General features: G+C 60.4%; 7 protein-coding genes. 1 reads left to right on the top strand and 6 read right to left on the bottom strand.

Features of this window, described 5'->3' with window-relative positions:
- Positions 1-1,019: 1,019 nt before the first annotated feature.
- Complete coding sequence (locus ACYU7Q_RS13045) at positions 1,020-2,780, bottom strand: ABC transporter substrate-binding protein (RefSeq protein WP_460609866.1); 1,761 nt, start codon at positions 2,778-2,780, stop codon at positions 1,020-1,022.
- A 231-nt stretch (positions 2,781-3,011) separates the two neighbouring features.
- On the opposite strand from ACYU7Q_RS13045, the gene ACYU7Q_RS13040 reads away from it, so the two are divergent.
- On the top strand, positions 3,012-4,553 hold the full coding sequence (locus tag ACYU7Q_RS13040; protein WP_460609865.1) for a hypothetical protein: 1,542 nt from the start codon (positions 3,012-3,014) through the stop codon (positions 4,551-4,553).
- Positions 4,554-4,987: 434 nt separating this feature from the next.
- On the opposite strand, the gene ACYU7Q_RS13035 is transcribed toward ACYU7Q_RS13040, so the two are convergent.
- The 5 genes from ACYU7Q_RS13035 to ACYU7Q_RS13015 are packed head-to-tail and all read right to left on the bottom strand — an operon-like array spanning position 4,988 to position 12,334.
- Positions 4,988-5,983: an alpha/beta hydrolase fold domain-containing protein gene (locus ACYU7Q_RS13035; protein ID WP_460609864.1), complete on the bottom strand. Its 996-nt coding sequence runs from the start codon at positions 5,981-5,983 to the stop codon at positions 4,988-4,990.
- A gap of 28 nt (positions 5,984-6,011) precedes the next feature.
- Positions 6,012-7,688 carry a glycoside hydrolase family 28 protein gene (locus tag ACYU7Q_RS13030; RefSeq protein WP_460609863.1) on the bottom strand — a complete coding sequence of 559 codons (1,677 nt, stop codon included), beginning with the start codon at positions 7,686-7,688 and terminating at the stop codon, positions 6,012-6,014.
- 50 nt (positions 7,689-7,738) lie between these two features.
- Positions 7,739-8,743 (bottom strand): pectinesterase, encoded by a 1,005-nt coding sequence (locus ACYU7Q_RS13025; RefSeq protein WP_460609862.1) that lies wholly within the window; start codon positions 8,741-8,743, stop codon positions 7,739-7,741.
- A 56-nt stretch (positions 8,744-8,799) separates the two neighbouring features.
- Positions 8,800-9,582 (bottom strand): rhamnogalacturonan acetylesterase, encoded by a 783-nt coding sequence (locus ACYU7Q_RS13020; RefSeq protein WP_460609861.1) that lies wholly within the window; start codon positions 9,580-9,582, stop codon positions 8,800-8,802.
- 46 nt (positions 9,583-9,628) lie between these two features.
- Positions 9,629-12,334: a glycoside hydrolase family 3 protein gene (locus ACYU7Q_RS13015; RefSeq protein ID WP_460609860.1), complete on the bottom strand. Its 2,706-nt coding sequence runs from the start codon at positions 12,332-12,334 to the stop codon at positions 9,629-9,631.
- Positions 12,335-12,415: the final 81 nt, after the last annotated feature.

Here is a 12,415-nt window from a genome sequence, read left to right as displayed (position 1 = left end):
TCAGGCAGCTATTGAGGACAGCCTTTTATAACGTTCTAAGTGCTTCCGGTTGGGGCATACGGGTTGGCATATCTGCCCTGCGCAACCAGCATTCGTCGATTATTGATAGCTATTAGGCGAGTAAAGGCACCCTTCTGCATAAAGTAGCTGGTGGTGCTGTTTGTTGCTTTGCTACCTTTGACCCATAAGTAACCCGCACGGGCTGGAAATGTGGAAAGGAAGGACCTTCTCGTGCCGCGTGGTTTTGGCTGACCAGGTGGGGTAGACACCTCTAGGCCAAACCCGCTACTTAGAAGGCCGTTGCAGCAATGCAACGGCCTTTTTCGTGTGGGTATGTGGCACTGCCTACATACGATGATTTCTTAAAAAAAGGCCCAACGCATGCGTTGGGCCTTTTTTTAAGTACGAGCCGCATTGTTAGTCAAACTGGAAGGGCCTGACTGGACAGGAAGGGGTCCTTATTGACAATACAGCTCAATAGGCTGAAAAGTGGAAAGGGTGATTTTGCTATACGGTAAAATGCTGAGCACCTGACTGGTATGTGTGGATTTAGATAACTATTTGGCAAACAGCCAGCGGATATTAATAGGAGCTACTTTTCGTTGCAAAGTTACCCCGCCAGTGAAGTATGCAAAAGGAATATATTCGGCGTAGCGTTATTATTAATATTTTGATAAAAATCTTAATAAATAACTATAATTTAAATGATTACGTTGATTATTAGGAAGTTATTATTTACGAGGTGCTGTCTGTTTTACACTGTACATAGTATTCTGTGACATATCAAATACCTTTTGCCTACTCTAACTGAAAGAGAAACCTAGCAGGGATTCGAAAAGGAGCTAAATAAAATGCCCCGATATTCTTGCTCATAAAATATTGATTGCCAGTATTCCTTAGACAAATGCCGAGTTCCTCAAGCAAGGCTGCCTGCGAAGTGGCTGGCAGTTAGCAAACAGTGCGAAGGCCCGGTTACTGCGCAGTAACCGGGCCTTCGCACTGTTTGACTAAGTAAACCGCTACTTGGCCGGGGCCACGTGGTACATAGTCGAGGCCAGGTAGCCTGGCTTTAGGCTCATGACGTTTACTCCTGCTACGTCCTTGCTGGCAATAACGCGGTTGGCGACGAAGTACAGCGGCACCAGCGGCATCTGCTGCTGCATCAGGACCTGAAACCGGCGCAGCAGCACATCGCGTTCGGCCGACGATTCGGCGGCGGCCACCTGCTGCATCAGCTGGTCGGCGGCCGGCGAGGCAAAACGGGTCAGGTTGCTTTCGCCAATACCCGGGGTGCCGAGGATGGGCAAAAAGTTGAATAGAAAGGGGTTGCCTTTGATGCTTTGAACGTACATGTCGAAGTCGCCGGTTTGCAGTAGGCCGCGCAACACGCCCGACTCGGTGGGGGCCAGGGTAACCGGTATGCCCATGCTTTTCGCCGCGCTGGCAAATTGCAGGGCCACGAGCTCATAATTGGTATCACTGCCCCGGTAGCGCAGCTGTAGGCTGAGCTGCTGCGCGGGGCCTTTTTCCAACTGCCGACGCCACCCGGCCGGCCCGCGGTGCCACCCGGCTTTCATCAGCAGCTCGGCAGCCGCGCTGGGGCTGTAGGGTATCAGGTTCAGGCTGTCGTTGTACTTGCCTTTTTCCTGTGGGCTGATGAGGCCTACCGTGCGTAAGCCTTTGCCCAACTGGCTGGCTTGGCGCAGCTGCTCGGCGTCGAAGAGCCGGCTCAGGGCCTGCCGCGTGGCTGCGTCGTGTAAGGCTGGCCGGCTAGTGTTGAAGCCCGCCGTCATCACTTCGTAGGTTGGGGAGGTATAAAAGGCTAGTTTCTGCTGCGCATCGGATGAGTTTTTCAGCCGCTCGAATATCCGGGCCGGCACGTTGGGAAATACGTCGAGCTGCCCACCACGCAAGGCCAGCGAGGCCGAAGATTCGTCTGGGATGATGATGTACTCAAGCCGGGAGGCCTTGGCTTGAAACAAAATGGAGTTGCCGGCTTTGTCGCCCCACCAATTCTTCTTGCGCGTGAAGACTACTTGCCGGTCCCGGTTCCATTCCTTGAGCGCATAGGGTCCGCACCCGCCCAGCGCCTGCGGGTGCTGCGCCGGGCTGGCGGCCGTGTACCGCGCGGCCATTAGCTGCTGTACCTGGGCCAGCTCGGCCCGTCGGCTGGCACTGCCCCGGCCCTGAAATTCGGCTAGTGCATACTTTCTCAGGCGGCCTTGCGGGTCGAGGCTGGCTTCCTGGACCACGGGAAAGTCGCCCGAGGCCTGCACGTAATCCGGGGCCTTGCCTTGGCAGACGAGCGTGAATCGGCGCGCGTCGCCCGGGTCCGATTTTATATCCCGAATGAAGGCTTCCTGTAGCTGAAACCCTTCGTTGGGCACGCCCTTGCAAAAAAGAAGCTTGAGGGTGAACGCGACGTCGGCAGCCGTGATGGGCTTGCCCGAGTCCCACATGGCCGCGGGTTTCAGGCGATAGGAAAGCAGGGTCAGCGAGTCGCCGCTGTAGCTCACCGTGGGCAAGGCCTCGGCCAAAAAGGGCTCATACTTTTTGGTTTCGGGGTTGACGGCCAACAGGCCGCCGGTCAGCAAGCCCTGCGCCTCAACGGCGTTCTGATTGGGCTGCGTAAACGGGTCTAATGATTCTGGGTCCCGGGCCCAGCGAATGCGAACCGGGGCGTCGACGGCTTGGGGCTTCGAGGGCGAAGAACAGCTACTCGTGATTCCGGCCGGTACGGCCAATGAAGCGAGTAACAGGAGACGAGGCGTGTAAGCCATGCGGACAGATTGAGAGTACCAGAACGATGGAAATCCCGTTGCCTACCGCAAGCCAGGTAATTCCAGGCAACGGGGTGATTTCCGCTTGCCCGGTAAAGGTAGGATAAAGCAGAACTTACAACTGTTGTGCTTTAATTTCATTGTTTAGGCTCGTATATAATAATCGTTCATTCAATGATTGGGCGGGAGAACACAATTCCCGGCTCCTTTTTCTATCGGCTACGTTACCCAATGAAGGATTCCCGCAATCTGGTTCGCATCATCATCAATCGCCGGCAGGGGCAAGCGCCGTTACTCGATTTCGAGGCTGGGGATAAAGTCAAAGAAAACCGGTTGGTATCGGCCCTGGCCGAAGGGAAAGAGCCCACCCGCAACCAGTTGGTGCGCTCACTCTACGAGCAGCCGTCGGCGAAAAATGATGCGGCTTTTCGCCAGCTGCACGCCCGCGTTTTTGGCAAGCTGCTCAACCACCTCTACTTCCTCGACCATTCAGACCCCCGGTTTTCGGTTTCCCGGCGGTATCAGCTCGAATGCCTCGACCTGCTGCACAAGGGCCTGATTCTCTATCAGGAAGGGGCTTCTGCCTTATCGGCCCGGGTGTGTGCCAGCTGCCTGGCCAAGGCCACGCAGGATGGCTTTACGGCCTATGCGATTGAGGCCGCGCAGCAGCTGCGCACCGTTTATGCCGAAATGCAGCAGGTGAAGAAGTTCCGGGCCGTGGTGAAGGACCTGGAGCGCTTGCAGCAACTCCGGCGCCTGGAGGAGCAAGCCGAGGCGATATACGCCGACGTGCGGCTGGCACGCACCGGCCCGGTAACGAAGCTCGCCACCATGCTCGCCGTGCTAAAGCCCCAGCTCGAACAGGTGCGGCAGCTGCACCTGCAGGCCCAGACCCCCGGCACGGCCGACCTCTACTACCGGATGCAAATAGTGTACTTGGAGCAATCCGGTGACTACCAGGGCATCATCGAACTTACCCTGGAAGCGGAGCGCCAGCTGGCAAGCGGGCAGTTCAACGCGCACCGGTTTGATGTCCGCTTTAACCTGTTCATGCGAATGTATGCCTACCTGCTGACCCAGCAACCGGAAATGGGGCTGGAGGTGGCCCAGGAAGCCGAAAAGCATTTTCATCCGACGGCGGTGAACTGGATGTACTTTGAGGAGCACCGCCTCTTGCTGGCCATGCACGCCGGGCAGTTTGACCTGGCCCGGCGGGTAGTGCAACGGGCCCATCTGAACCCGGTGTTTGAACGTCAGAACAAGCGGGCGCAGCAGCGCTGGGAATTGTTCGGCGCGTACCTGGACTTTGTGTGGCCTCCCGCCAAGCCCAGCCCGGCCCGCCGCCGGGAACTGGGCAAGCTCGCCTTGATGATGCCCGAATACAGCCGCGACAAATGCGGGCTCAACGTCGCCATCCTGATTGGTCAGGTGCTTTATTTTTTGCAGGAACAGGATGCCGAAGCCGTGGTGCTCCGGGTGGAGTCGCTACGCAAATACCGGCTGCGCCACCTGCGGGAAGCGACCAATCAACGAACCCGCCTGTTTCTGCGCTTGCTTCAGCTCCTCGCCGATGAGCAGTTTGACCCCACCCGGTGTGCGGAGCGCGCCGTGCCGCTCCTGCACCAGCTGGCGAATACCCCACCGCCCGGGGAGGCTTTTGCGGAAGTTGAGATAATTCCCTATCATCTGCTCTGGGGCATCATTTTGCAGCACCTGCGCACCTCGCCACCGGTGTTTAAACCCTCCCAGGGGGCCGCGGTAGTGAATGAATAGCGGGCGCTGCGGTCGCCGAAGCAGTCATCGGGCCGGCCAGCAAGCCTGTCCAGGGGTTGTTTGAATTTTATATTCATTCGTTTGATTAGCATTTCCCTGCCAAGGGGAGTCGCCGGACCTTTGTGGGCGAATCCAAAGCGGCTGGACTCGGTCTGAAGGTCGGGCCTAGCATCGCCGCATCAAAAGACTCGGCGGCCGCATACGCGCTTTTGCTCATCTTCTTATACAGAAAAAAGCACGGCTGAAATCGCCTACAGCCTGGGCTTCGAGCACCCCACGTACTTCAATATTTTCAGCACACTGGGTCTGGCCCTGGCGTGAGCTCCTCAAAGAAGCCGGCGTAAAAAGTGGCGGCGAAATATGGCGGGAGAACTTAGAACCAATGCCCGGTCGCCGGAGGAGGAGTATGACAGGAACGAATAAGTGTCAAGTAATTATTTGGCTTTAAATACCTTATCCAGAAAGTCGGCCGTGTACTGGAGCGTGGGCTCGAACCAAGGGTTGAACAACGGAAACGTGTGGGGCGAGTCAGGGAAGGCGTGGGTTTCGTGATAGATGTGGTGGGCATCCAGCTGCTTAATCATATCCTCACGGCCCGCATGCATCCGGTCGACGGCGCTGTTGATGAATATGATGGGTGGGGTTCGGGGCGTGACGTGGCTCAGGGCCCCGGCCTGCTCCCACAGCGCCGGCTTTTCCGTTTTCAGCCCTCCAAACCAAGCTGAGGCCGGCGAAGGCTGATTATTAGCACTCTCGCCCGACTCGGGGTGCGTGAACGACAGGGTGCCATCCACGTCCACGATGGCCTGCACGCTGCTGGAGTGACTGGTGTTGCAGGCACTGCCTTCCAACTGCTTATCCTCATTGGTGGTGCCCACCAGGGCCGCCAGTTGCCCGCCGGCCGAGAAGCCCCACACGGCAATCCGGGTCGTATCGATGGGGTACTGCCGGGCGTTGGCGCGCAGCCAGCGGATGGCGGCTTTCAGGTCGTGCACAGCCGCTGGGTACTGCGCCTCGGTGGAGAGGCGGTATTCGGCCGTGACGGTCACGTAGCCCCGGGCCGCGAGCTGCTGGGCCATGGCCACATGGTTCGACCGGTGGCCGGAGCGCCAGCCACCGCCGTGAATGAACAGCACCGCCGGGTATCCTTTCTTGCGCTTGGCCTTGGGATAGAAAATATCCAACTGCAAAGCGCGCTGGCCCAAGGTGCAATAGGTCAGGTTGTAAGCGGCCTGCACCGTTGGGGGCAGGGCCGGCTGGGCAATGCTGATGTCGGGGTGACGCTTCTTCTCTTTGACAAAGGCGCTGCGCACCGTGAAGGAGGTATCGCGGGCCGCCGGCAACTGCTGGGCCTGGGCCGGACCCTCCAGCAGCACACCGCCTAATAGGGCCGACCCAACCAGCCGGAAAAAGGGTTTTTGAAAGAACATATCCAACTAGAAAAACAGAAAATGCGGCTCAGCTTTTTACTTTGACGGCTTTGGCGCTGGCGCCGGCTTTGGCTTCAACAGCTGTGCGCCCTTTGCCCGCCTCGGCGCGGGCGGCCGTAATTTTTTCGGTGCGGCTGCCGCTCAGGCTGAACAGGGGCTGAGTGGTGGGGGCCGTCACCTGCAAGCCGTCGAAGCTGACGTTGCGGCTGTTTTCCACGTACACTACCGGCGCGGCGGCCTGGGTTTCCAGTCGCAGGTTGCTGATGCGAATATCCTGCGCTTCAATCAGCTCCACTCCCTTGCTGGCTTTCAGCACGAGGTTGTCAAGGCTGATTTGCTGCACGCTCATTTCGGGCAGGCCGCGCAGGAAGAGGCCGCGCTCGGCCCCATTGCAAACGATGTTGCTGATGGTGAAATTGCGGAACCGCGGCGTGGCTTCCGTCACGGCCGGAATGGTTTCGGGGGCCGCCTGGCCGTCGGCGAGCTTGGCCGGCGCCTTCGTGAAGTAGTACATGTCGAACAGAATGGCGTCGTGCACGATGTCCTTCATGGCGATGTTGCGCACGAAAATATTCTCTACCACGCCGCCACGGCCCCGGGCCGTCTTGAAGCGCAGGCCGATGTCGGTGCCCATAAACGTGCAGTCTTCCACAAACAGGTTGCGCGCCCCGCCCGACATCTCCGAGCCGATGACGAAGCCGCCGTGCGCCCGGTACACCACGTTGCGGCGGATGACGGCGTTTTCGGTGGGCATGCCGCGCTTGCGGCCTTCCTCGTCCCGGCCCGATTTGATGCAGATGCCGTCGTCGCCCACATCGAAGGTGCAGCCTTCCACCAGCACGTTGCGGCACGATTCCAGGTCGAGGCCGTCGCCGTTCTGGGCGTAGTCGGGGTTGCGCGCCTGCACGTTGCGCACGGTCAGGTCCTCGCACAGCAAGGGGTGCAGGCACCAGGCCGGCGAGTTCTGAAACGTCACGCCATCCAGCAGCACCTTTTTGCAGCTGGTCAGCACCAGCAGGTTGGGCCGCAGAAAGTCCTTGATGGACTCGTAGTCCCGCGCGGTTTTGCCTGGCACCGCGTCGCCGGCATTGGGCGTGGTGGAGCCCCGCCGCGTTTTTTCCGAAGGGTACCACTTGTTGCCGTCCTCGCTTACTAGGCCGCCCGAAGCCACCTTGTTTTTCCATTCGCGCTCGGTCAGCCGGTCGCGGCCCACCATGCGCCAGGCGTCGCCGTTGCCGTCCACAATGCCGCTTCCGGTGATGGCCACGTTGGTCAGGCCCGTGCCGGAAAGCGGCGATTGGTTGCGGTAAGACGCCCGGCCTTCGTAGCTGCCCAGCACCAGCGGGTACTGGTCGAAATCGGTGGTGAACTGCAGCACGGCCGCCCGCACCAGGTGCAGGTTCACGTTGCTTTTCAGCTCCACCGGCCCCGTCAGCCACAGGCCCTGGGGCACCAGCACCACGCCGCCGCCCTTGCGGCTGCAATCGGCAATGGCTTCGTTGATGCTGCGCGTATTGAGCGTGATGCCGTCGGGTTTGGCCCCGTAGGTGGCAATGTTGAAGGTGTCGGCCTTGAACGCGGGCACTTGGGCCGTGGGCAGTTGCGCCCAGGAATAGGCCTCGGTGGCCTGTGCCCGGGCCGGGCCGGACGAGCCCAGCAGCGCGGCCGCGAGGAGCGCCACTGGCAAATAGAAGCGTGTTTTCATAAGCAGGAGAATAAGCTGTTGATTCGTGGACGTCGATGGCGGCATTGGTTTTACTTCGGCATCCAGGGCTCGGTGCCCGCGAAGATGTTCTGGAGGGTGTAGCGCTTGGCCTCTTTGGGGGTGAGCTGTCGGCTCCACGCCACGCGGCCCTTGGCGGCCGCGCCGGGGCCGGTGCTGGCAAATTCGGCGTAGTAAGCCGTGGCTTCGTTGCTTGCTTTGCCCCAGTTTTCCCAGCCTTCGGGGCGGATGTGCGCGCCCATCTCGGTGTTGAGAAATACCGTGCGGGCATTGGGCCGCCAGGGCCGGCCGAGGTAAACCTGGGTGGCCTCGGGCGCGCCGGTGAGCTTGCAGTTCAGAAATACCAACCCAAATGCCTGCCGGGGCCAGGTAGAAGCAGCCGTGATGTAGGAATTGGTTTTGCTGAAAATGGTGCAGCCGTCAAACACGGCCGTGCTGGACCCGAAGATGAAGTCGGTGGTGCCCTCGATGTAGCAGTCCTGGTAGTATTGCCGGCTGTTTTCGATGGCCAGAAACAGGGTGTCCTGGTTGCCCAGCAGGCGGCAGTGACGGAAGGTGGCGCGGTCACCCTCCACGTGCAGGGCCACCGCCTGCCCCACGCGCCCGGCCGAATTCTCGAAGGTGATGTTTTCGGCCGTGAAGTCGTTGCCCTGCACGCGCACCGTGGCCGAGGTGTAGGTGCTGTGCTTCTCGGCATCGCCGGAGTAGTCGCCGTAGGTGATGACCACGCCCTCCTTGCTTTCGCCCAGCAGGGTGATGTTGGTTTTCTGCGAGGGCACCAGCAGCTTCTCGTGGTAGGTGCCGTTTTTGATGAAAATGGTGGCCGGTACCTGCATGAAGTCGCGCACGGCCATCACCGCTTCCTGGATGGTGCGGTAGTCACCGCTGCCATCGGGCGCCACCGTCAGGCGCACGGGCACCAGGAAGGTTTCGACTTTGGCCGGAGCCTTGGCCGGGGTCGGCGGTGCTACCTGAGCATGCAGGCGCGGGGTGGTCAGCAACAGGCTAACGGCTACTACAAGGTTTCGAAAACGCATCAGTAGAATGAATTAGGAACGGGATAGGGGACGTATGGGCATTTATAGCCGGCCGGCTACCGCGCCTGCGGGTCCACGGTTTTGGCGGCGGTGCGCTGCACAATGCGGGTGGCCAGCTCCAGCTTGAGGGCACGGATGTCAGCCAGCACGATTTCGGCCATTTTGCGGGCGCCCAGCTCGTTGAAGTGCGTGTTGTCTTCCTTGCCGTCGGGGTAGTTGGGGTGCTCGCCGGGCGCCACCTGGTTGAAGAGCAGCTTGGAATTCTCCACGCCGTATTGCTGGAGCAGGGCCTGGCTTTCGCGGTCGAGGTCGATGAGCGGGACTTGCTGCTCGCGGGCAGTGGCGCGCACGATTTCGGAGTATACGTTGTGGGTTCCCTCCACCTTGCCGGCAGCGTCAAACTTGCGCCGGGCCACGGGCGTGATGAGCACGGGCGAGGCCTTTTTGGCGCGGGTTTCGGTGATGAAGCGGATGAGGTAATTCTTGTAGTCGGCTTCCGGCGTGTAGCTTTTTTTGGTGGGCACCTCGTCATTATGCCCGAATTGGATGAAGACGTAGTCGCCTTCCCGCAGGGCGCTGGCCACGGGCTGCCAGCGGTTTTCGGCCACGAAGCTCTTGGTACTGCGGCCGTTCTGGGCGCGGTTGTCCACGGTCACCGTTTCATCAAAAAAGTAAACGAAGGGCATGCCCCAGCCGGTTTCCGGGTAGGCTTTGGTTTCCTTTATCGACATGGTGGAATCACCGATGAGGTAGACGGTGATTTTCCGGGGCGGCTGCGCAAACGCCGTAAGCAGCAACAGGCCCAGCGCCACGGCACTCTTTAGCACGTAATTAGTCATGGGCTGAAAGTTAAACAAGGTGATTTCCAAAGGTCTGAAATTGCGCTTAGTCAATAGCCACGCTGCTGCCCGTCAGCGTCACCTCCGCCTTGAGTACCCGGCCATCGGCCAGCGACTGGCTGAGCGGCTGGCCTCCACCGGCGAAAAGCTGGACCCTCCCGGGCAGCTCCGCCCGCTGGGCCTGCACATTGAGCCGCGAGAGCTGGCGGGGCGTGAGGGTGAACTGCACGGTTTTCTTCTCGCCGGCCTGCAGGGCGACGCGCCGGAAGCCTTCCAGCGCGTGCAGCGCCACCCGGCCCCCGGCATCGGGGTGGCGCACGTAGAGCTGCACCACCTCATCGCCGGCGCGGCGGCCGCGGTTCTGCACCTCCACGCTCACTGTTACGGGCTGGCCGGTTGCGGCCGTGGCGGCCACTTTCAGGTTGCTGTAGTTGAAGGCGGTATAGCTCAGGCCGTAGCCGAAGGGGTAGAGCGGGGTGTCCTTGAAATAGCGGTAGGTGCGCCCGGCCATGTCGTAGTTATCGAACGCGGGCAGCTGCTTTTCCGACTTGTAAAACGTCACCGGCAGGCGGCCCGAGGGGTTGTAATCGCCAAACAGCACATCGGCCAGGGCTGTGCCCGTGGCCTGCCCGCCGTACCAGGTGTTCACAATGGCCGGCAGGTGGGCCGCCTCCCAGGTGCAGCCGATGGCGCTGCCCGTCATCATCACAAACACCACCGGCTTGCCCGTGGCGTGCAGCAGCTTCAGCAGCTCGGTTTGCGCCTTCGGCAGGGCAATGGTGGTGCGGTCGCCGCCGCCAAAGCCTTCGATGTCCACTTTCATTTCCTCGCCTTCGAGGCGCGGCGAAATGCCGCCCACGAACACCACCACGTCGGCCGCTTTGGCCTGAGCCAGCACGCGCTGCTTATCGAGGGGAAGCACGTGGGCTGCGCCGAATTTCAGCGTGGCCCGGCCGCTGTTCTGGAAATATTCCAGCTTGATAGTCAGCTTTTTGCCGGCCTGTACTTTGGCGACGTACTGGCTGGTGGAGGCGTTTTGCGTTGCCCACTTATCCACCACCAGCTGGTCGTCGATGAATAAGCGGTAGCCGTCGTCGCCGGCGAGCTGGAAAGCCAGCTCCTCGGTTTTGTCGGGCGTGAACGTGGTGAGGTAGCGGGCCGAGACATTCTCCGCCCGCAGGCCCGGCGCAATTTCCTGGTCGGGGTCGCTCAGGTTGCGGTTCAGGCGCGCCTCCTGCAAGCTGGCCACGGGCGGCCCTTCCAGCCGGGTGCCCTTGAAATACTCGGCTTTAAAGCCCGGCTTACCGTCGTAGGCCAGGTGCTTGTTGACATCGAAGGTTTCGTAAATGATGTCGCTGGCGTAGTCAACGCCTTGCGTATAAGTCACCTCGGTGTTCGGGCCCACCTTGGCCCGGATGCCTGCCAGCGGCGTCACGTTGGTGGTGGGGAAGCCGTTGTAGTTGCCCAGCTGCACGGTTTCGTTGTCGGCATTGGGGCCGAATACGGCAATTTTCTTCAGGTTCCGGCGCAGCGGCAGGGTGTTGTTCTCGTTCTTGAGCAGCACGATGGATTCCTGCGCCATCTTGAGGGCGTGGGCCTGGTGCGGGGCGCTTTCCACCACGCTCATGGGGGTTTGGGCGTACTTCACGCGCTCCGCCGGGTCGAACATGCCCAGCTGAAAGCGGATTTTGAAAAGCCGCTTCACCGATACGTCCACCTGATGCTCGGTCAGCAGCCCGCGCTTGATGGCTTCCTGCAAGGAATTGTAGGTGAATAGCTTGCCGTTGGCACATTCCAGGTCGGTGCCGTGCAGCACACCGGTGGCGGCAGCGGCGGGCGCGTCGGGGTCGGTTTTGTGGGTGCGGTAGAAGTCGAGGATGCCGCCGCAGTCGGAGGTGACGTAGCCCGTGAACTGCCATTTCTTATACAGAATCTCGTTCATCAGCTTGTCGCTACCGCAGCAGGGCTGGCCGGCGTAGGCGTTGTAGGCGCACATCACGCTGGCCACTTTGGCGTCCACAATGAGGTCGCGGAAGGCGGGCAAGTACGTATCCCAGAGGTCGTAGTCGCTGATTTGGGCGTTGAAGACGTGGCGCTGGGGCTCGGGGCCGCTGTGCACGGCGAAGTGCTTGGCGCAGGCCGTGATTTTGTAATACTTCGGGTCGTCGCCCTGAAAGCCTTTCACCAGGGCCATGCCCAACTGGCCGGTCAGGTAGGGGTCTTCGCCGTAGGTTTCCTGGCCGCGTCCCCAGCGCGGGTCGCGGAAAATGTTGATGTTGGGCGTCCAGAACGTGAGGCCCGTGTAGCGGCCCCGCTCGCCGCGCCGCTCGTATTCCTGGTGGATGGCCCGCGCCTCGTCGGCCGTCATGGTGGCCATTTGCAGCATCGCCTCCTGGTCAAACGTGGCGGCCATGCCAATGGCCTGCGGAAAGACGGTTGTTTTCAGGGTAGTGCGGGCCACGCCGTGCAGGGCCTCGTTCCACCAGTTGTAAGCCGGAATGCCCAGCCGGTCGATGGCCGGCGAATTATTCAGCATCTGCGAGACTTTTTCCGGCAGTGTCAGCCGGCCCACCAAGTCATTCACCCGCTCATCAAAAGGCAAATCCGGGTTGCGAAAGGGCAGGTTGGCCGGGACTTCAGCGGCGGTGACCGGGGTTTCGGTAGGCAGGGCGCTGGCAGTTGGCTGGGTGGGTTGACTGGTGACGCATCCGGCCAGCAGGGCTAGCGATAAAGCTATTAGCGGCTTGTTCATAGAGTGGGAGAAGAAAAAAACTTCCGGTCGTTCGCAATGGGGGAGGGGCGTGAGGTCGAAGAAGCAAGGCACCGCAAAGGC

The sequence above is a fragment of the Hymenobacter terrigena genome (genome assembly GCF_054776515.1).
Note: the sequence above shows the minus strand (reverse complement) of the source record. Positions and strands in the feature narration are given on the sequence as shown.